Below are 19,809 nucleotides of genomic sequence, written 5' to 3'. Positions count from 1 at the left end.
AAGTCCTCCTTCGTGTTTTTAGTTATATGTAGGTTTCTTCAGTAAATAACGGGGTGGGGCTCCGAATGACTGTTCAGCTTCAAAGTAAGCGAGTTCACCGGGAATGCAGGAAATGATGGAAGAAAAGCCAAATCCGACGGCGTGTTCAAGCGCTTCTTTCAGGGGCAGTTCTTTTCCATTGATCACTTCATTCTCCGACAAACAGTAACAGGTATCCGGTGCGCCATGTTGTTTTAATAAATCATAAATATCTTCATGCCACGAATTAGGTGGGGATATTTCAATCAAGTACTCATTTTTGAGCATATTTTTATAGAGATGATCCAGCCGATAAAGAGCTTGATCCCGTTTTTTAGGCGAAAACAGTTCATGGAGTACACGCTCTTGTACCCGTTTGACGAAGAATGATTTAACGATAATCGTTTCCTGTTCTTTATTCATGTGATGATTTCCTTTCTATTCAAACACTTCAGCATGAAGATTCATTAAAAGTTCAAATACTTTGTGAGTATCATAGTAATCTCGTATGAGAAGGAGACGAAAATTTGAATTACATATCAGCAGGATATTTTCTTGTTATGCCAACACCCCGAAAAGATTATATGGATGAAAAGATTGTTCCGGAAACCGTGCTATCAGTGAGTGATTGTCTCTGTAATCAATATCCTGATACCAGTATCTTATGGGGAAATTCTGAAGTGAAAAAAGAACGCTATATGGATCAACTCGGTCTTTCACTCACTACCGTTCAGTTAATCGAACAATGGATAGAAGAACATAGGAATACTGGTGATGTTTTGTTTCCTCAAGTATTTTCTGATTTACATTCTGCGGAAGATTTTTTAAAGCGTTTTTTAATTCATCTTCCTGGTATACGCATCATCAGTATCGGATTACCTGAACAGTATATAGTAGATTTTCTTAAAGATGTAGAGTTATTCAGCAGTAAAAATCCTGAACCATATGGAGTGGAAAAAATGTTGTCGCAGCACCACCCACCTGGGATAGAGGGAGCAAAAAAAGTAGGGTACGAAGTTTTGGGATTTGACTCTGGCTCGTTTCATTCTTATTTGTGTAATGGATTAGAGCGTGATTTGCGTCAGCATTTTAATTTTTTACCAAATCGTTATGGGTTGATTGACTCGATAGAAGAAGCTGATCGTTATTCAGATTATTGTAATGCATTGGGTGAGGAGACAGAACCCGTACTATGGTTTCCGTGGGCTATTTTTGAGCACAAGAAAAGAAGAGCAAATAAGAATCAACGATCAATACAACTGAGGTGACATATGAATAAATCAGTATTAATAAGATCTTTCATCGCAGCATTTGTGATTAACATAGGCTTGTGGATCGTCATAAGATTTTCAATCGATGAGTTAGTTTCGGATAAACGTATTTTATCTGCTTTTTTTATGGTTACCATTTGGTTAATATTTATCTTGCCGATCAAGAGACTGGATGTTTATAAGAATCAATCAATACCCTATTGGACGTTTAACCTAACTATGACGCTTGGGATGATTTTAATCACCATTGCTTGCTTTTCTGTACTTATAGTCGTATTTCCGTAAAAATATTTAAATTCGAAAATCTATTATTCGACATGGATGAATTAGTAGACTTCAATTGTAAGCCTTTCGTATAAGAGGTTTTAAAACTTCATAATTAATTGTTGCGATCAAGAGAAGTACGGTCAATCTATTAAAACTCACGATAATCAAACGAAGCCTACATCCAATCAGCGATGTCGGCTTTTTCTGTATGTGGTATTTCTAAACATCTTGTCGATATCCGACTGGGAAAATCACGTTCCTCGATTACTATCTCTAAACATTTAATTTGGGATTTTTTTCATGAATGAAACTTAATAAAGGAAAATATCGTATTTATTAGTTATAATATCTTTGTCAAAATAAACTTGCTATCTAATGAAAATGAATACATATCTTGGAGGGATCGTTCGTGATCTTACCATTCATAGGTCTTGCTGCCGGACTCTTTTTGCTGATGTTAGGAACGTACTTCATCCGATGTAAGCATGCATACAAAACGCCGCTATCCGGACATGGAGACGGGGTCGATCATGTCGATTCATTTGTGCTTAGTCTCCTCTTATCGATTGGCGTCATCCTCTTTAGTTCATTATCCGTCAGGCAGTACGGTTATGTATGCTTAGCAGGAGGATTGCTTTTACTGTATGGTGTCAACGCAGTTTGGTAAGGAAAAGAGAAGAAATAGGAGGCGGGCATCATTCATCACACACGACTGAAGGTGTAGGATGCAGTCTTAAAAAATTTATATATACAGCAATGTAAAGGGAGCTACCAGCATGGTGCAATTATTAAAGCAAATTGACGATGAAGTCTATCATGTCGTCTATCACCAAGAAGGACGCACGTTATTCGTCAGGGAAGGTGTTGCCCGGAAAGAACCGGTACTGAATAGTAAGGATATGATTGAAATTAACGAAGAGACGGCGACTGTCCGTGTGCTTTTTAAAAATACATTTGCCGCCTATCGTCAGAAAAAAGAATGGATGCGTCAAAAGATGGAGGATGGGTATTTGAAAGCACCTTTTTCTCAATCTGAGGCGATGGACTACCGCGCAGAGCGACGCAACATCAAACTGCGCCTCCTGAGTGCTCTATTGCTCATGCTGTGCGGATTATCGACATTGACCGGTCTGTTACCCATCCCGGGATATGTTCCACTTGTCTTCACCCTCATCTTTTATCCGACTCACATCGAAGGGAAAACGGCCCGTGCCCGCTTTTATCGTTGGTCGGGAGGCATATTCTTTTTCATATTGGCCGGTTCATCAAAAGATTATTTAAAACCATTTAATCTTTCTGCCAACGGAACCGTCTGCCTCATCGCAGGATTCATCCTCTTACTGTACACGACTCAACAATTGAAGGAACTGACGACGAAGGAGATCACGCCGCATGAAGGATAAACAAGAATCACTGATTCAGTTAAAACGAGAGATTAGTCAAACCGTCGATTACTGGGTCTGTTACCGGGTGGGGCGGACGCTTTATCAGGTCTCCATCCAAGAGCAGGCGAATGGTCAAACGAACGAAGGAGAGATCACGACAGAACGATTTCCGTTTTATGTCGGTATGAAACAGCGGATGCGTCAGTTGGCCGAAGAAAAAGCAGCACTCGGCTTTCGACCGCTGACAGAGGCAGAACAGGCAGTGCACGTCATCGAAGCATCGGAAGAATCATCGCTTGATCCGGCCTTTTTTGATCCGGCTATTCGTTTGGCATGGCTGCTCCTTGGACTCGGGGTACTCCTGTTCGTCCTTCCTTACGAGAGGCTTAATAATTTTGCATTCGGTTTAGGACTGTACGTCTGGTATGAAACTTTTCGTCAAGCCGGTCTGCCCAAAATTTTCCGGCGATACTTTCACGGAATGTTTGGTGCATTGATGATCTTGCAGGTCTTGTCCGCTTTTGAACTGGAGCGGGAAGTACAGCCATATTACGCCACTTTATCTGTTTTATCAGCAGTCATTTTGGTATTACTTGTCGTGCAGTACCATTTGAAAGAAACAGATCAAATCGGACAAGATAAACGTGTCAGTAGACGTAAAATAACAGAGTATCCGGATTTCGATGAGTGAAACTTAAAATCCCATGCACTCAACTTTCGGAAGATTGGTGGATGTAACAATCCTGTAAAATATAGGTAGCACATTAATTGGCACGATTCATGAACTGAATCAGTCTATTGAAAAAGGGAGCGATGTCATGGACGTACAACGGAATTCTGATTTTATTTTTGAGCTTTTGTTGGTCATCTGGGCAATAGGAGCGATCGTTGTCATCACTAGTCAAGCTCGGAACACGAAAAGCTTAAAAGAAAGTCTGTTCAGAGGAACACTTGTCAACTTCATCTATACACTCGTCATCTCCCTAATGTGGTTTTTTGAAGTGGCGATTGATGGAGTCAGTCAGGTTCTGGTCGTTTATTTCTTCATTGGTATCTTTCTGATTCTTGAGGCTCTTCTCCTGATTGTTCTCTTACTGGTTAAACGTAAAAAACAAACGAACTTTTAACACGTAAAGGAGTTAGGCATGAATCGATACACCTGGGTCACCCATGGTGCTACACAACTGTCCATCCTCGAAATGAGACGACGGGCGATTTTATTATTAGTGAAACACATCGTGCGTCTGGAAGAACCGAGAGCAAAATCGAGTATGTTGCTCCATATCGGTATGTTGTATCTTGTCGGGACAGTCAAGAGGCTCGAGTTCAGATGGAAACGTTTATTGATCCGACTAATCGAAAAGAAGAAAACGAGTAAAATCGTTTTCTTCTTTTTCTATACGTCACGACATCATTCGACTTGACGATAGGTTAAAAAAAGGAGAGACGACATGGCTAAAAAATCAATTCAAGATCATGCTTTTTTCGGAAATATCAAAAAGGTGAAGACATGTATCGCGCGCGGAGATGATTTGAATGCGCTCGATGAAGAAGGATCTGCCGCACTGCACTGGGCAGTCGAGGAAGGGTATGACGAAATCGTCACGCTGTTGCTTGATCATGGGGCGAACATCAATCAACGCGATAAAGATGGTCTGACACCGTTGCATCTCGCCTTGTATGAAAAGCAGGGTGAAATCGCGATTCAGCTGATTGACCGTGGTGCTGCCCTTGATTTTGACGGAGACGGCTTTACGGCACTGCATTTTATCGCTGCCCGTTCCGGGAACAAACGGGTTCTCCGGCGATTACTGGAAGACCGGACACGAGTGGATTGGCAGACAGATAGTGGAGAAGGGCATACGCCGCTGCACTATGCGGCTCAAGAAGGAAAGACAAAGAAAATTCGTATGCTGATGGAAGCGGGAGCCGATGTCAATCGGATGGAAATGAACGGCTTTGCACCACTCCATCTGGCGGCCGGGGAAGGGCACATCAAAGCGGTACAGGCATTATTGGCAGCAGGAGCCGACATTGAAATCGAAAATCCGTTAAATGATAACAATACCCCGTTGATGCTTGCGAGTCAGTACGGTTTGACCGAAATCACCAAATTATTGTTGGAACACGGCGCAGATCGACAGCATCAAGACACGGAAGGGAGAACAGCACTCGACTTTGCCGTCAAACATCGTTATCCGGAAATCGTGACACTCTTACAAACAGAAATAGGGGGGAGCCTAACATGAAAAAATGGATTGGGGTCTTGATTATCGTCCAGACGGTTTTGTTTAGTATGCTGATCATTCAACTCGACAAAATGACGGATACCATTGCTGAGGTGGGATCCATGATTGTCACGAAAGAAGGCAGTCTTGCCTGGGGAGGAGGCTTACCGACAACGGATTATATCCTGTTCGGAATTCTGATTATTTTAGGAATTTATCTCGTCGTTCCAAAAGATAAAATAAAGTGGTAACCGGTAGGAATTCTGTTCAACAAAGCGCACCAAAAATGCTAAACTGAAGTCATGGAATATATTTACTTATTTCCTTGGAATTGAAAATGACTGAAGTACAATCCACATAAAAAAAGGACGTGAACGTATGAAAAAGGTAACAGTTCGTAAAGCAATGGCGAGTACGCTTGTAACGGCTCTTGTATTGACGGGAGTCGGAGTAAACAGCAATGTAGCAGATGCGGCGACAAAGACGACGCAAGTCGCGAAGAAAAAATTCGACTATAAAAAGTATCGCGCCAAACAAACGAAAGTCGTATCATCGTACGGCAGCACACTCTTCCATATGGGGAATCTGGGCGGAATCAAAGTACCGGAATACATCACGGATTCTGTGTACCGCGCCAAAGTGGAAGCGAATAACAAAAAATCAAAACAGTATATGACGGACCGTAAGAAGGCACGAAAAGAAGCGGAAGCCCTGAAAAAGCTGATTAAAGAAGTGAACACGCAGAAGGAAAGAAAGGCTGCGGACAAGCGGATTGATGCTTTGAAAAAAGAAACCATTCGTTTGACGAAGGCGGAAAAGGTGTTGACCAAAGAAGGACAGGCTCTGTACAAAGTAATCGTTGACTACGAAAAGAACCAAATCAAGTTATTTGAAGATCAGTACGGATCCATTACAAAAGCCTTAACGGTTCTCGACTATAAGGACTACGCCAATCGTTTGAAAACCTACCTGGATGCCAATAACTTCAGTGCAGACGAGAAAATCGAAATCATGGATCAAGTATATGATCGGCTTCTGTATGCTCGTGAAGACTCATCGGAAATCGTCGGAGACAAACGCGGTGCAATCAGACTGCTGGTTTACGCCGGTAAATTTGAAGAAGCGAATCAACTGTTTGTGAATACAAAAGAGACGATCCTGGTTGAAGAAAACGCGAAATTAGATGCGTTATACACAAAAATCATTGGAGTCTACATGACGAAAAAGTAACAACAGAATTGGTTTACAATGCACAGCATCCTTTTCGGATGCTTTTATTGTTTTACTTTGAGCTCTATTTTGCTGGGGCGGAGAAGAGAAGGATTTAAAGATGACGTTAGAGATACAGCGTTTGAACATTGATAAGCTCGAAGTTCCAGGGAAAATATATGTCTTGATTAAAAATGAAGCAAGGAGTGTGCGCGAAATGAAAAAACGGTTTACTGTGAAAGCCAAACAACATCTGAGCGGGGGAATCATTAAAATCATCGTCGATACATAAACCGGTGTGAATTATATAATGACGAGCGGTCTTGGTCTCAGTGGGATGACGCCTTTATCAAAAATTAGGCGATTCATCTCCCACTTTCAGGGTATATTTTCTTTGAAGGAGGTGAAAAATGGTGTTGAAGCACAAGGCCTACAGATTCAGAATCTACCCGACAAAAGAGCAGGAAATCCTGATCGCGAAGACGATCGGGTGTTCACGCTTCGTCTTCAACCACTTCCTCGCGAAGTGGGAGGAAATGTACAAGACCACTGGGAAAGGACTGTCCTACGGTTCTTGTTCCAAAGAAATTCCTTTGTTGAAGCAGGAGTTCGACTGGTTGAAGGAAGTCGATAGCACATCTGTTCAAACCAGCGTCAAACATCTTGCCGATGCGTTTGACCGCTTCTTCAAGAAGCAGAACGAACGCCCTCGATTCAAGTCGAAGCGCCATCCCGTCCAGTCATACAAGACCAACATCCAAGGTAAAAACCAGCTTCCTGAAGTCTCGATTGTGTGCAACCATCTCAAACTTCCGAAGCTGAAATGGGTTCGTTTCGCCTACTCGAAACAGATCACAGGTCGTATCTTGAACGCCACGATCCGACGTAATGCGTCAGGCAAATATTTCGTCTCCCTGCTCGTCGAGCAGGAGATCCACGAACTACCGAAGACCGGTTCATCCGTCGGTGTCGACGTCGGACTCAAGAACTTCGCCATCCTGTCGGACGGCACGATCTACCAAAACGACCGTTACTTCCGTTCGCTTGAGAAGAAACTAGCGTGTGAACAGCGCAAGCTCTCCCGCCGTCAACGTATCGCCCTGACCAAGAAAGTCAAGCTGTCCGAGGCGAGGAACTATCAGAAGCAGAAGCGGAAGGTGGCGCGCATCCACGAGAAGATCGCGAACAAGCGCACCGACTTCCTGCACAAGGTATCAACCGAGATCGTCCAAAACCACGACGTCATCGGCATCGAGACCTTGCAGGTGAAGAACATGCAGAAGAACCGCAAGTGGAGTAAGGCCATCTCGGACGTCAGCTGGTCGGAGTTCTTCCGCATGCTGGAATACAAGGCGGACTGGTACGGGAAAACCATCGTGAAGGTCGGCAAGACCTTCGCATCGAGCCAACTGTGCTCGAGTTGTGGACATCAACACAAGGACGTGAAACATCTCAGCTTACGGGAATGGACATGTCCGAGTTGCGGGATCCATCACGACCGGGATGTGAACGCAGGACTGAATCTTAAACGAGAGGCTGAACGAATCTTAGCTTCTTCAACCGTCGGGACGACGGGGTTAGCCTGATCAGGTTTCGACCGTTAGGTCGGATAACTCAGGAATCCTCCACCTCTAAGTGAAGCGTAGGTGGAGGTAGTTCAATAGACAAAGAAGGAAATGTAGTTGTTGATAGAAAATAAATCTATATACACATTTTGATACGTCTTTTTAAACGTTTATCTATACGTTTTTTAAAACATGTGATACGATATATGTAGTTATTAAAGCAAAGAAATTATCCACTATATCATATTTAAAACTATCCACGTGCTTTTCACTCATTCATCTAAACGTTTCAATGGCCTGGTGCCTATCTATGAAAACTGAGATTACTGTAACGAGGTGAAGAGCAAAGTGGGATTGAGGAGGAGTTTTATATGATTTCGAAATCAAAAGAACGGTCGGTTGTGACGCTTACTGCGGATCAAATTATTTCAACGACTGCTGTCTCACGTTCTTTCAAACAAACAAGAGAAAAAGCACAAGAGGTGCCACTCTTCGTCACTAATGCGCAAGGAGAAATTGATACGGTCGTTGTAGGTTTTCATCAATTCGAAGAAATGAGCGAGATGATTGTCAAACAAGCAGCTTTAATTGAAGAATTTGAGCTTCTTTCTCGTCTACGAGATGCGGAAAATTCGCCGGAAACATTCATTGATGCTGACGACGTATTTGCTTCTCTGAGCATTGACTAAAAATCAATGTTGAAAGTGTGGAATGCTCGTGTATAAAGTTAATTTTCACCCTAAAGCTGTTAAAGAACTTAAAAAACTTGATCGACAAATCATTCGAATTATTCAGCGTGATGTACAGGAAAAATTAGCAGTTGATCCAAAAAATCATGGTGAACCGCTACGTGCTCCATTGACTGGTTGTTATAAGCTAAAGTACAAATCATTGAATCTTCGGCTCGTTTACACGATTCGTGACGAGCAATTAACGATTATAAAAATATCGGATGATCAGGAAATTCAGCAAGAGATTGAAGGGATTGTTAGTATTTTAGCAATTGGAGAGCGTACGAGGGAACGCGTCTATAGAGATGCGTTAAATCGAAAAGAAAAGTAAGTACAATTTGTCATAATTAAAGAAGACGATTCCTGTATTGGACGAGGAATCGTCTTTTTGTATTTCGTTAAAATCGATCAGTTTTGATCGTACCTCGAATAATTCTTTTTGATTCAATTTCGTAAGAGCAAGTTCCTTAAAGGGTACTTCTCGATCTTAATAATGCAATCGATTGCATACCTATTCTTTTAACACCTAGTCTTAAACGAATCGGATTTCTTGCAAAAAACTAGTTTTTATTTCACCGGATTTATGTAAAAATAGAACACAACAAACTGAGAGAATTTTTAGAAAAATAAACGAGTAAACTATCTGTCTTTTGGATAGGAGAGAGAATCGTTGTTTTTCAAATTCTAAATAACTTATTCGTTTTGAGCCTGGAGGGGAACGTATGAAATTATTGAAGATGTGGAACCAAATCAGTTTAGTGAAACAAATTGCAGTCGGTTTGATTATTGGTATTATTTTAGCTGTATCGATTCCTGAAGCTGCACAGTCCATAACTATCTTTGGAACACTGTTTGTTTCCGCGCTGAAGGCCGTTGCGCCTGTCTTAGTATTCTTCCTGGTCATGGCAGCAATCGTCCAGCATAAAAAAGGACAACAGACGAACATGAAGTCGATTGTCTTCTTGTATCTCCTCGGGACGTTCTTGGCGGGAGCCGTTGCTGTCGTATTCAGTTTCCTGTTCCCTGTCAACATCGCGCTGACGGAGAGTACGGAGAAATTAGCTGCGCCGGGTAATGCGATTGAAGTCATCCGGACACTCGTCTTGAACATGGTGGACAATCCGGTCAATGCGTTAGTCCAAGGCAATTACATTGGGATCTTAACGTGGGCCATCGTGTTGGGATTAGCACTGAAAAATGCTTCCGATTCAACGAAAACGTTCATTTCTAATTTCTCGGATGCGATCGCGAAGATGGTCGGTTGGATCATTAAACTCGCACCACTCGGAATCATGGGGATTGTCATTGAGTCGATTACAAAAAACGGTCTCGGATCCCTTCTCAACTATGGTCAATTGCTTGTCCTGTTGATCGGAACGATGCTGTTTGTTGCGCTTGTCGTCAATCCACTGATCGTCTTCATCAACGTTCGTCAAAATCCTTATCCGCTCGTCTTTAAATGTATCCGTGAGAGCGGAATTACAGCCTTCTTCACACGGAGTTCGGCTGCCAATATTCCGGTTAACATGGAGTTGTGTAAAAAACTTGGTCTCGATAAAGAGACGTATGCGATTTCGATTCCGCTTGGCGCGACCGTCAACATGGCGGGGGCGGCCGTAACGATTTCCGTCCTGACACTTGCTGCGGTCAATACGCTTAACATCCCGGTCGATCTTCCGACTGCCATCATCTTAAGTGTCCTGGCTGCTGTCTGTGCCTGTGGTGCTTCCGGTGTTGCGGGCGGATCACTCCTGTTGATTCCGCTTGCGTGCAGTTTGTTCGGAATTCCGAATGAGATCGCGATGCAAGTCATCGCTGTCGGGTTTATCATCAGTGTCTTACAAGATTCGTTTGAAACAGGACTCAACTCTTCAACGGATGTACTGTTTACAGCGACAGCTGAATTTAAAAAACGGTTAAAAGACGGCGAACAACTGTCAATCAATCGGCCAATCATGGCGGAAGAACCAACTGAACAAGTCGTCAACAGCTGATTTGCGTTGATGAGATCATGAAAAAGATGAAAGGCATCCCGTAAGAAGAGATGTCTTTCATCTTTTTTTTCCGTCATGGATTGAACGAAAAACAAGGAGAGAATCATGTGATTCCCTCCTTGTCTGCGGTTAACTGAAGTTACTTTTGTGTTTTTGTCTTTTTAAAGCTGTAAATGACACTGATCAGGATGACAAGGACGATTGTCCCGAGCGACATCCAGATCGGCATTTTGTAGACATCGCTGAAAATCATCTTCGCTCCGATAAAGACAAGCATGAAGCTGAGACCGTGTTTCAGGTAGTAGAAGCGGTCAATCAGGTTCGCGAGGACGAAGTAGAGACTGCGGAGTCCAAGGATTGCCATGATGTTCGCGTAGAAGATGATGAACGGATCACGCGAGTAGGCGAAGCTTGCTGCGACCGAGTCGACGGCGAAGACGATATCCGAGATCTCGATGAAGATCAACGCGATTAACAATGGTGTGAAGAACAATTTACCGTTGATCCGTTGCGTAAATTTACCGGACGAGATGTCTTGTGTGATTGGCAAGCGCTTCTCAAGCCAACGTATCGTTTTGTTTTCTTCAAGCGACGTTTCCTGACCGATGTTCTTAAACATCATGTAACCCGTGTAGACGAGGAATGCCCCGAAGATGTAGTACACCCATGCGAAGTTTTCAAGAAGCGATACCCCTGCGACGATGAAGATGACGCGGAAGAGAATGGCACCGAGAATTCCCCAGAACAGGACTTTGTGCTGGTACTTCAACGGAATCGCGAAGTACGCAAAGACGAGTGAGAAGACGAAGACGTTATCAATCGCAAGTGCTTTCTCGATGAAATAGACGCTCGTGTATTCAATGGCAGCGTCGCTGCCTTGCGCGTAGAACAACCAACCGCCAAAGGCGACGGCGAGTCCGATCCAGACGAACGTCCACGTCCAGGCTTCGCGGAGCGAGACCTCATGAGCTTTCCTGTGAAATACGCCAAGGTCCAGTGCGAGCATGATGAAGACGATCGCTAAAAATACAATCAATAGTGTCAACAGCGCTTCCTCCTTTTAAGTGGTGTGCTTTTCATATTTTAATTATAGGTTCATAAGAACTTAAAGTAAAGTGATGAGTGTGCTGTTTCTCTTTAAAAATTCAATCAGACACTTTTTTGCCTTAAAATCAAAATGAACGTTAAAAGGAGAGAATTTCATAGAGGTTTTACAATTGTGCAACTGGACGAACATCGGGGATGGAACGGCGAAAACATCCCGTGGGAGTTCACGATCGTCACAACGACATAAAACCCAGCTTCCTCACGGATGCTGGGTTTGTTCGGCAATAGCTTGAAAAATCGGTTGCAAACTTTTACCTGTTGGCGTCAGTTGATAGACAGCTTCCGGTCGTTCAATGACTCCCCGTTGTGTAAGGTGAGCCAGACACACGGTCAACTCTCTCCGTGAATGCTTGGGTCCGGTTGACGACAACTGGTCGATGGAACAAGGAGCCTGCAATAATTGAGCGATGATGTGCATCTCGTGCATCGTTCCGAGCATCCGGATAGTGTAGTCGAGTGCACGCAGATCCGTCGGCATGATTATAGACGTTCAAGACGACGGGAGATACCAGTTAAAATGACGGCCAGGATGACCATGATCCCGCCGACCCACGGTGTGTGGACAAGTCCGATCGTGTCAGCAACGAGTCCGCCGATGGTTGCCCCAAGCGCAATCCCGATATTGAAGGCGGAGATGTTCAACGCGGAAGCGACATCAACCGCTGCCGGGACGTATTTTTCCGCCAGCTGAACGATGTAGAGCTGCAGACCTGGGACATTCATGAAAGCAAGCAGTCCCATCAGGATGATGCCGATGATGCCGGCGACTTTAAACGGAATCATGAACGACAGGGCAATCATGACGATTGCGTGCAGGATGAACATATAGAACAACGCTTTGATCGGATTTCCGTTGGCAAGTTTTCCGCCGACGGTGTTGCCGATGGCGACCGCAATTCCGTATACGAGCAGGATGATACTGATCAGGCTTGGACTGATGTGGGTTACGTCCTGCATGATTGGTGTCAGATACGTGAAGGCGACGAACGTTCCACCATACCCGAGGGCGGTGATCAGGAAACCGAGCATTAAACGACCGTTCGTCAACAGTTTGAACATGTCGGAAAACTTCGCCGGTGGTGATTGTTTCAAGTCTTTTGGAATCAGGAAAAAGCTCGCGATGATGGCGATGACGCCGAGTGCGGCAACAGCAAAGAACGTCGCACGCCAACCGAATGATTGACCGATGAATGTGCCGAGTGGGACGCCGGTTACGGTCGCGACCGTCAGTCCGGTGAACATCAAGGCGATGGCACTGGCTTTTTTATGTTCCGGTACGAGCTGAACGGCAATCGTTGCGCCAATTGAGAAGAAGACACCGTGTGAGAACGCGGTGATGAACCGGGCGACGATCAACAGTTCGAAACTGGGCGCGACGGCCGATACGAGATTACCGGCGATAAAGACGACCATCAACGCCATCAGTAATGTTTTTCGGTTCATCCGGTTCGTTAGGGCAGTCAAGATCGGTGCACCGACGGCGACGCCGATTGCGTAACCGGAAATGATCAGTCCGGCCAGAGTGATGCCGATGTTTAAGTCGCCGGCGATGGCTGCGAGTAAGCCGACCGGGACAAATTCCGTTGTTCCGATACCAAAGGCGCTGATGGCAAGTGCGAGCAGGGCGAAGCGACCGTTTTGCGGGACCTGTTCCTGTTCAGCACGCGGGTTTAATTGATTCATGATAATTCCTCCTGAATAAATGAGATAAAGTGAGACAGCGCAACCATGCTCTAAACGACCGGGCCCGAATCGTTTTTCAAACAGGAACACTTCTGCGTGATCCCATCATAGAGCGGCGTTGCTTTTTATGGAAGTACGTACTTTTAAGTGCGATAGGCACTAAAAAGTACCCTACCCTCACAGATTGAAGTAATGGATGAAGGCGACTTGTACTTTCCGTTGACAGTTGTTATCATAAACCCATCAAATCTACTTGAGAAGTACGCACTTTCAAGTGCGATAGGCACTAAAAAGTACCTGTCCCGCCGTACTTCGTAACGAAAGGAAGAATCAGCATGACCTACAATATTCCGGTCGAAGCAACGCTGCAAGTCATCGGAGGCAAATGGAAAGTCGTCATCATGTGTCATCTCATCAAAGGCGAACGCCGGACAAGTGAGTTGAAGAAGCTGATGCCGAACATCACGCAAAAAATGTTGACGCAACAACTGCGCGAGCTCGAACAGGACGGTGTCATCATCCGGACCGTCTACGAACAGGTGCCACCGAAAGTCATCTATTCCTTATCCGAATACGGTTGGTCGTTGCGCCCGATCTTGGACGCAATGTGCGCCTGGGGCGAAGGACACATCGATTTGACGGGCGAGGAAGTCGTGTCTTCTTAAGCGGAACAAATCAAACGATATGCAAAAAAACGATCGTCTATCTTTCAGACGGTCGTTTTTTGTGTAGGCATTACTTCAAGAAGGAAGCGGATTCCCGGATAAAAAAAGTGTTTGATGGCATCGTAAACGGACTGCTGGTCCGGGGTTAAGCCACGACTTAAGCGTGATGTATTACCCGTCTAGTGTGTCTCCTTTCCGTGCAGTCCGATGAAGGTGACAAACAATCCGACAGTGAGCGTAAAGGCAAGCATCGCATTTTGGTACCATCCTCTCGGGAAAAAATCGACGAGGAACAACAACAGGAACAAGGAGGAGACAATCAGCCGTGCGTCCCGTGTTTGAGGACGGAGCGATTTCCAGTGGATCAACAGCAATAAGAAGGCTAAAGGAGCAACAATATAGGAAATCACAAAAAACGGAAAGCGTCGTAAGTAAAACGGTAACGTTTCAACAGGATCGCTCATGATGTTCTCCTTTCCTTACGCATGGAGTTCAACGATCTCTACCCATACTTGATAATAGGTGAGATCTTCAAATGGTATTTCTGCCGTTTGAACCCGGAATTCCGGCACAAGCGCCAAATAAAAGGTCAGGGCACAGGCAATCTTATAGTCTGGTGTACAGTAACCGTTAATCGTGCGACCGTAGATTTCGTTTGCGAGTGCATCGGCCCAGACGTCTGCCTCACGAAAGGTTTCAAATACGATGGTTTCTTCTTTCCAACGGATCGGCATGCTCGAACCACTCCTTTTATCCTGTTATTACCATATTCATCATAACAAAAAACGGACGAATGCTCCTGTCAGATGGGCATCCGTCCGTTTAATTAAAAGATCGTCACAGCCGAGTAAACCAGTAAAGCGGACATCGTGAATCGGAAAATCCGGTCATACCGCGTGAAGAAGCGGCTGAACAGGGAACCGAAAGCCGACCATATTAAAAAGGGAGTCGTGCACTGGATCAACCATGTCGAAACAGCGGGGGACTCGGCGTCTTGGATCGCATCGAGATGCAGGACCGAATGATGCAGGCGATCGGTTTGTATGATCAGTCGAAAGGAATTAGGGGGGGATGGCGTACTCCTTATTAAGGAAATTCATTTCTTAATAGGGGGTAGTCGATTTGAATAGTTCGTTAATGTTTTCGGTCGATGCATGGTTTTACATTTATTTTGCAATTGGGGCAATGGTTGTTTTTCTCATCGGTTACGGGATTGCCAAGAAAACACAGAAGCAGGACAGTGGCTTTTCGTTTATCCTGCTGATGAGTGTGGTTTTGTTCACGGCTCTAGCTTACTGGTTCAACGGTGCGGCAAGAGAAGTCTTTATGGGAACGTTGCCTTGGCTGATCAATCTCGTATTCGGCGGCGTACTTCTGATCGTGTTCCTTGCCGGCTCCAAAATGATTTTCAAAAGAATTTAAAGGTCAGTCGCTGTCGACGGACGGTTTCTTTCATAGGACCGTCCGTATATAAGTGGTTAAAGAGGGTAACGACTCCCTCGTCGTTCGATGACGAGAATGTGATCCGTGATTTCTTCTGGTTCGTCGTCGAACGCATCATATATGATTCGTTCGGACAACCGGATTTGATATTGCTCCAAACCCTCGACGGTTTGCAAATAGTCCGGCAATCTTTCGGTCGGTTCCGTTAAAGTTGGATAGGTAAACGGAAAATTATCGTCGTTCGGATTGTTTGTATGGATAAAAACGGCGTCCAATCCTGCATCCAGCCGGGACAGTTCGATCCAGAGCTGGTACTGACCCCACGTTTGAAGGGCGGCGTTTAACTCATCCATCAGATGAAACAATGCCTGGACATGTGCTTTCCGCATTTTAAGGTGACCGTTTCCGTGTCCGTCAAAATCGAGATGGACATGCCAAAAATCGAACCAGCTGTCAGGACTGAAATCGAGCGGATGGGCGCTGAGTTGTTGTTCTTTTTGAAGATTTCGGAAGTAGCGGCGTTTGCCTCTGAATTTTTTCATATGGATCTATCCTTTCCGACTATAAATATTCTTATGGATGTCTGCTTGAAATGTTATTTGTCTAATGCCTGACGGCTCCTTATACTTAAAGTATCGCAGGAAAAGGAGCGAAGACAATGATAGATTTTGAATGGTACCGGAGCTTCATCCATGTGTACCAACAACGTTCGGTCTCAGCGGCCGCACGGATCCGGTTTTTGACGCAACCCGCCGTTAGCCAGCATATCGCGGCGCTTGAAGCCGAACTGCAGAACTCACTGTTTATCCGGGCTCCACGTCAGATGGTTCCGACGGATGCCGGCAAGGAGCTGTATACGCAAGTCGTCGGTTTGATTGACCGCTTGGAAGAACTGTCGCTCGAAATGAAATATGTCGCAGGTGAACAGGTGCGACCGCTGTTGAAGTTCGGTGGACCGACTGAATTCATCACCCACGAAGTGATTCCGGTCCTGCCGCTTGATCTCGCCCAGTACATCGGCGATTTCGGCTTGACCGACCAATTGCTGAAGCGGCTCGCCATAGGTGAACTCGATTTTGTCATCTCGACGAAACGGATCGAGGAACCGGGTATTCAGTATGTCCCGATTGCCGACGAAACCTTTTTCCTTGTCGCCCCTTACGCCTGGGAGCAACCGGACGATGATTTGAAGGGCTGGATGGATCGTCAGCCGTGGATCAGTTACGGACTCGAACTGCCGATCATCCGGCGGTATTACCAGACACAGTTTGGGGAACGGCCGGACATTCGACCGGAGATGGTTTTGCCGAACGTCGATGCCATATTAAAAGCCGTCGCTTCTTCGCATGGTGTCAGTGTGTTGCCGGATTATTTGATTCGTCAAGCGCTCAAAGACGAAACGATTCAAGTCATCGCACCGGAGCGTTTTGCGACGAACCATATCTACATGGCGTACCGGACCGAATCGCGGCATGATCCGTTGATGCTCGATATTTTAGCTGCCTTGCAACACAAAAAGTAGAATCCGATTGCGGATTCTACTTTCAGACTGAAGACAAAATGCGATTTTTCTCTTAAACAAGAAAGATCGTTTTTTTATTCGCCTCGAATCGTTTTCCTGAGACAAGCATTGCGCCGCTTCGCTTCGCCCATTCGAAACAGGTCACAGGCCGTATCTTGAACGCCACAATTCGACGTAACGCTTCAGGCAAATATTTCGTCTCCCTGCTCGTCGAGCAGGAGATCAACGAGCTGCCGAAGACTGGTTCATCTGTCGGCGTCGACGTCGGACTGAAGAACTTCGCCATCCTGTCGGACGGCACGGTATACAAGAACGACCGTTACTTCCGTAAGCTCGAGAAGAAACTGGCGCGCGAACAGCGCAAGCTCTCCCGCCGTCAACGCATCGCTTTGAACAAGAAAGTTACGCTGTCCGAGGCGAGGAACTATCAGAAGCAGAAGCGGAAGGTTGCCCGTATCCACGAGAAGATTGCAAACAAGCGCACCGACTTCCTGCACAAGGTATCGACCGAGATCGTCAAAAGCCACGACGTCATCGGCATCGAGACCTTGCAGGTGAAGAACATGCAGAAGAACCGCAAGTTGAGCAAGGCCATCTCGGACGTCAGCTGGTCGGAGTTCTTCCGCATGCTGGAGTACAAGGCAGACTGGTACGGGAAGACCGTCGTGAAGGTTGGCAAGACCTTTGCTTCGAGCCAATTGTGCTCGAGTTGCGGACATCAACACAAAGACGTAAAACATCTTGGCTTGCGTGAATGGACATGCCCGAGTTGCGGGATCCATCACGACCGGGATGTGAATGCAGGACTGAATCTCAAACAAGAAGCTGAACGCATCTTAGCTTCTTCAACCGTCGGGACGGCGGGGTTAGCCTGATAAATTTTCGACCGGTAGGTCGGATAACTCAGGAATCCTCCACCTCTGAGCAAAGCGTAGGTGGAGGTAGTTCAAACATCCAAAACTCTTTTTTCGATTAAGACAGCTCTACCACCAACGGTTACACGTGTAATTCCGGTTTCATCGCATAGCAATCCAATAAAAATTTCTGAAGGTTTCTTCATTGTATAACCTTGTTCAATCACAATGTTTTCTACGGATTTCTTCTCCAGTTTTTTATAGTTGAATAAGTAACAACTTAAAGCACCATTGGATGTTCCTGTAGCAGACTCTTCTGGGATACCGTATAAAGGCGCGAAATTTCTTGTATGTGCATTTGCGTTACCCAAGGTATCGAATGAAAATAGATGATACCCTATAGTGTCATATTTTTTACTGACAGCTGTAATCTCGGAAAAGTTTGGTTTTATTCGCTGAAGTGTTTTAAGGTTTTTAATCGGGATGATGATATCTCTTAGACCTGTAGAAACGATCTGAATGGGCAAATCACTTAATATTTCAGTGGGATCAATGTTTAATGACCGTGCTATTTCGTCCTTCTGTAATATATCCAAGAATTGTGGCCGGTTTTGATTCATCATGATGGTCCCGTCCTGCTTTACTTCAACCTCTAACACTCCAGCTTGGGTTTCTTGTGAAAAAGTGCCTGTACTTATGATTTTTTCACTGAATAAAATATGGAAAACAGCGAGCGTCGCATGGCCACAAAGATCTACTTCATATTCGGGAGTAAAGAAGCGGACTTTGAAATCTGCAATATCCGATTCGCTCACAAAAGCTGTTTCACTGTAACCCAAAAGCAGTGCAATTTTTTTCATCTGTTCTTCGTTCAAATGATTTGCATTTAAGACTACTCCTGCTTCATTCCCTCCAATAGTATCTTTTGCGAAAGATCGGACTGTAAACACCTCTTGTTTCATGAGTCTACTCCTTTTCAAATGTTTGAAATTCAGCGGAAAGCACCTCCGTGTCATTTTCACTTAGGAATCCTCCCCCTCTAAGTGTAGGCGGGGGAGGAAGTTCAAGCGGAATCAACATCGGGATACAGATTTTTATAGAGTATTAATGATTTGACCGTCTTCAGGAACGACGAGTTTACTAGAAAAATGCTTCGACGCCGCAAATCTGCGTAAGTCTTCTCTTGATAAAGTCCAATGATTGACGGCTTCCATATGGACGGCGATGATGGAGGCATCTGGTGCTGATTGATGAACAGCATGTACGTCTTCTTTCCCCATCACAAGAGAGCCGCCTGCATGGAATTGATTGTCGCCGGCGTTCACGACGATGACGGAAGGGGCGTGTGACTTAATATTTTTTGCAACCTCCTCATACCAAACAGTATCGCCTGCAATATATAGTGTTTGTTCTGTATCATGTTTGAGAATGACTCCGCATACTTCACCTGTCAGTTTCAGAATCTCGCCTCGTCCATGTTCCCCCTTTACTTTAATGAGTTCTACTTCTTTAAATGTAGATTCATCCGTCAATAGTTCGACGTTGGTGAATCCATCATTTTCGATCAGAGCTTGATCTTCGGTATTTTGAACGAATACTTTCACATCCTTCGGCAGATGTTGTTTGGCGACTTCATCGTAATGATCAAGATGGAGGTGGGTCAGAATCACCGCATCCACGCCATCGATAATTTCTTCTACCGTCAGAGGTAAGTCTACCAAAGGATTTTTTTGGTCTTGTCGGACTGAGTTCGGAAATGCAGGGTACGCACCTTGATCTGCCAAAAATGGATCAACTAAGAGAGTAAGTCCCGCGTACTCCAGTCGGATTGTCGCATTTCGGATAAGTTGAATATTCATCATCATTT

Annotated in this window: 26 protein-coding genes and 1 pseudogene; 18 read left to right on the top strand and 9 right to left on the bottom strand. The window is 45.0% G+C overall.

Annotated elements, in window-relative coordinates:
• Positions 1 to 18 precede the first annotated feature (18 nt).
• Positions 19 to 441 (bottom strand): hypothetical protein, encoded by a 423-nt coding sequence (locus tag P402_RS0109980; RefSeq protein ID WP_026828549.1) that lies wholly within the window; start codon positions 439 to 441, stop codon positions 19 to 21.
• Positions 442 to 545: 104 nt separating this feature from the next.
• On the opposite strand from P402_RS0109980, the gene P402_RS0109975 reads away from it, so the two are divergent.
• The 14 genes from P402_RS0109975 to sstT all read left to right on the top strand — a co-directional run bounded on the left by P402_RS0109975 (position 546) and on the right by sstT (position 10,668).
• Positions 546 to 1,286, top strand: a complete 741-nt coding sequence (locus P402_RS0109975) for a hypothetical protein (RefSeq protein WP_235188862.1) — start codon at positions 546 to 548, stop codon at positions 1,284 to 1,286.
• A 679-nt stretch (positions 1,287 to 1,965) separates the two neighbouring features.
• Positions 1,966 to 2,223: a hypothetical protein gene (locus P402_RS0109965; protein ID WP_026828546.1), complete on the top strand. Its 258-nt coding sequence runs from the start codon at positions 1,966 to 1,968 to the stop codon at positions 2,221 to 2,223.
• A gap of 109 nt (positions 2,224 to 2,332) precedes the next feature.
• On the top strand, positions 2,333 to 2,959 hold the full coding sequence (locus tag P402_RS0109960; protein WP_026828545.1) for a hypothetical protein: 627 nt from the start codon (positions 2,333 to 2,335) through the stop codon (positions 2,957 to 2,959).
• Positions 2,949 to 3,632, top strand: coding sequence for a hypothetical protein (locus P402_RS0109955; protein WP_026828544.1), 684 nt, complete (start codon positions 2,949 to 2,951; stop codon positions 3,630 to 3,632). The genes P402_RS0109960 and P402_RS0109955 overlap by 11 nt, the downstream gene beginning before the upstream one ends.
• A gap of 127 nt (positions 3,633 to 3,759) precedes the next feature.
• Positions 3,760 to 4,068 (top strand): hypothetical protein, encoded by a 309-nt coding sequence (locus P402_RS0109950; RefSeq protein WP_026828543.1) that lies wholly within the window; start codon positions 3,760 to 3,762, stop codon positions 4,066 to 4,068.
• An 18-nt stretch (positions 4,069 to 4,086) separates the two neighbouring features.
• Complete coding sequence (locus P402_RS0109945; RefSeq protein ID WP_026828542.1) at positions 4,087 to 4,365, top strand: hypothetical protein; 279 nt, start codon at positions 4,087 to 4,089, stop codon at positions 4,363 to 4,365.
• A 27-nt stretch (positions 4,366 to 4,392) separates the two neighbouring features.
• A complete protein-coding gene (locus P402_RS0109940) occupies positions 4,393 to 5,190 on the top strand; it encodes an ankyrin repeat domain-containing protein (protein WP_026828541.1) in 798 nt (265 codons plus the stop codon).
• On the top strand, positions 5,187 to 5,420 hold the full coding sequence (locus P402_RS0109935; protein ID WP_235188861.1) for a hypothetical protein: 234 nt from the start codon (positions 5,187 to 5,189) through the stop codon (positions 5,418 to 5,420). Before P402_RS0109940 ends, P402_RS0109935 begins: the two co-directional genes overlap by 4 nt.
• A gap of 127 nt (positions 5,421 to 5,547) precedes the next feature.
• Positions 5,548 to 6,399 carry a hypothetical protein gene (locus P402_RS0109930; protein ID WP_026828539.1) on the top strand — a complete coding sequence of 284 codons (852 nt, stop codon included), beginning with the start codon at positions 5,548 to 5,550 and terminating at the stop codon, positions 6,397 to 6,399.
• Between the two features lie 100 nt (positions 6,400 to 6,499).
• Positions 6,500 to 6,670, top strand: a complete 171-nt coding sequence (locus P402_RS17010; RefSeq protein WP_160168616.1) for a hypothetical protein — start codon at positions 6,500 to 6,502, stop codon at positions 6,668 to 6,670.
• A gap of 121 nt (positions 6,671 to 6,791) precedes the next feature.
• Positions 6,792 to 7,964, top strand: coding sequence for an IS200/IS605 family element RNA-guided endonuclease TnpB (gene tnpB, locus P402_RS0109920; protein WP_026828538.1), 1,173 nt, complete (start codon positions 6,792 to 6,794; stop codon positions 7,962 to 7,964).
• Positions 7,965 to 8,314: 350 nt separating this feature from the next.
• The gene (locus P402_RS0109915; protein WP_014970239.1) at positions 8,315 to 8,632 is read left to right on the top strand and encodes a hypothetical protein; all 318 of its coding nucleotides are present in this window, start codon (positions 8,315 to 8,317) and stop codon (positions 8,630 to 8,632) included.
• Positions 8,633 to 8,660: 28 nt separating this feature from the next.
• Positions 8,661 to 9,005 (top strand): type II toxin-antitoxin system RelE family toxin, encoded by a 345-nt coding sequence (locus P402_RS16445; RefSeq protein WP_160168615.1) that lies wholly within the window; start codon positions 8,661 to 8,663, stop codon positions 9,003 to 9,005.
• Positions 9,006 to 9,396: 391 nt separating this feature from the next.
• Positions 9,397 to 10,668: a serine/threonine transporter SstT gene (gene sstT / locus P402_RS0109905; protein WP_026828537.1), complete on the top strand. Its 1,272-nt coding sequence runs from the start codon at positions 9,397 to 9,399 to the stop codon at positions 10,666 to 10,668.
• A gap of 139 nt (positions 10,669 to 10,807) precedes the next feature.
• Here the strand turns inward: sstT and P402_RS0109900 are convergent, their stop codons facing one another.
• The 3 genes from P402_RS0109900 to P402_RS0109890 form a co-directional block, all read right to left on the bottom strand.
• Positions 10,808 to 11,713: a TerC family protein gene (locus P402_RS0109900; protein WP_026828536.1), complete on the bottom strand. Its 906-nt coding sequence runs from the start codon at positions 11,711 to 11,713 to the stop codon at positions 10,808 to 10,810.
• Positions 11,714 to 11,974: 261 nt separating this feature from the next.
• The gene (locus P402_RS0109895) at positions 11,975 to 12,253 is read right to left on the bottom strand and encodes a winged helix-turn-helix transcriptional regulator (RefSeq protein ID WP_026828535.1); all 279 of its coding nucleotides are present in this window, start codon (positions 12,251 to 12,253) and stop codon (positions 11,975 to 11,977) included.
• Between the two features lie 2 nt (positions 12,254 to 12,255).
• Positions 12,256 to 13,458, bottom strand: coding sequence for an MFS transporter (locus P402_RS0109890; RefSeq protein WP_026828534.1), 1,203 nt, complete (start codon positions 13,456 to 13,458; stop codon positions 12,256 to 12,258).
• 335 nt (positions 13,459 to 13,793) lie between these two features.
• On the opposite strand from P402_RS0109890, the gene P402_RS0109885 reads away from it, so the two are divergent.
• A complete protein-coding gene (locus P402_RS0109885) occupies positions 13,794 to 14,123 on the top strand; it encodes a winged helix-turn-helix transcriptional regulator (RefSeq protein WP_026828533.1) in 330 nt (109 codons plus the stop codon).
• A 179-nt stretch (positions 14,124 to 14,302) separates the two neighbouring features.
• Here P402_RS0109885 and P402_RS0109880 read toward each other — a convergent pair whose 3' ends face one another.
• Both P402_RS0109880 and P402_RS0109875 read right to left on the bottom strand, forming a co-directional pair.
• On the bottom strand, positions 14,303 to 14,587 hold the full coding sequence (locus tag P402_RS0109880; protein WP_026828532.1) for a hypothetical protein: 285 nt from the start codon (positions 14,585 to 14,587) through the stop codon (positions 14,303 to 14,305).
• 15 nt (positions 14,588 to 14,602) lie between these two features.
• Complete coding sequence (locus P402_RS0109875) at positions 14,603 to 14,857, bottom strand: hypothetical protein (RefSeq protein WP_081776642.1); 255 nt, start codon at positions 14,855 to 14,857, stop codon at positions 14,603 to 14,605.
• A 388-nt stretch (positions 14,858 to 15,245) separates the two neighbouring features.
• Between P402_RS0109875 and P402_RS0109870 the strand changes: the two genes are divergently transcribed.
• A complete protein-coding gene (locus P402_RS0109870) occupies positions 15,246 to 15,545 on the top strand; it encodes a hypothetical protein (protein WP_026828530.1) in 300 nt (99 codons plus the stop codon).
• A gap of 56 nt (positions 15,546 to 15,601) precedes the next feature.
• Here the strand turns inward: P402_RS0109870 and P402_RS0109865 are convergent, their stop codons facing one another.
• A complete protein-coding gene (locus tag P402_RS0109865; protein WP_026828529.1) occupies positions 15,602 to 16,108 on the bottom strand; it encodes a hypothetical protein in 507 nt (168 codons plus the stop codon).
• 116 nt (positions 16,109 to 16,224) lie between these two features.
• Here P402_RS0109865 and P402_RS0109860 point away from each other — a divergent pair, with 116 nt between their 5' ends.
• Positions 16,225 to 17,088 (top strand): LysR family transcriptional regulator, encoded by an 864-nt coding sequence (locus P402_RS0109860; protein ID WP_026828528.1) that lies wholly within the window; start codon positions 16,225 to 16,227, stop codon positions 17,086 to 17,088.
• 116 nt (positions 17,089 to 17,204) lie between these two features.
• Positions 17,205 to 17,963: pseudogene (locus P402_RS16440) on the top strand (RNA-guided endonuclease TnpB family protein); the annotation flags it as partial.
• A gap of 71 nt (positions 17,964 to 18,034) precedes the next feature.
• Here the strand turns inward: P402_RS16440 and P402_RS0109850 are convergent.
• Together P402_RS0109850 and P402_RS0109845 are read right to left on the bottom strand one after the other, a co-directional pair.
• Positions 18,035 to 18,904: a PhzF family phenazine biosynthesis protein gene (locus P402_RS0109850; protein ID WP_026828527.1), complete on the bottom strand. Its 870-nt coding sequence runs from the start codon at positions 18,902 to 18,904 to the stop codon at positions 18,035 to 18,037.
• A gap of 132 nt (positions 18,905 to 19,036) precedes the next feature.
• On the bottom strand, positions 19,037 to 19,801 hold the full coding sequence (locus tag P402_RS0109845; protein WP_026828526.1) for an MBL fold metallo-hydrolase: 765 nt from the start codon (positions 19,799 to 19,801) through the stop codon (positions 19,037 to 19,039).
• Positions 19,802 to 19,809 lie beyond the last annotated feature (8 nt).

This window comes from Exiguobacterium sibiricum 7-3 (genome assembly GCF_000620865.1).
In the GTDB taxonomy this organism is placed as follows: Bacteria; Bacillota; Bacilli; order Exiguobacteriales; family Exiguobacteriaceae; genus Exiguobacterium_A; species Exiguobacterium_A sibiricum_A.
The sequence above is the reverse complement of the archived record's forward strand: the minus strand, read 5'-3'. Positions and strand labels throughout refer to the sequence as shown.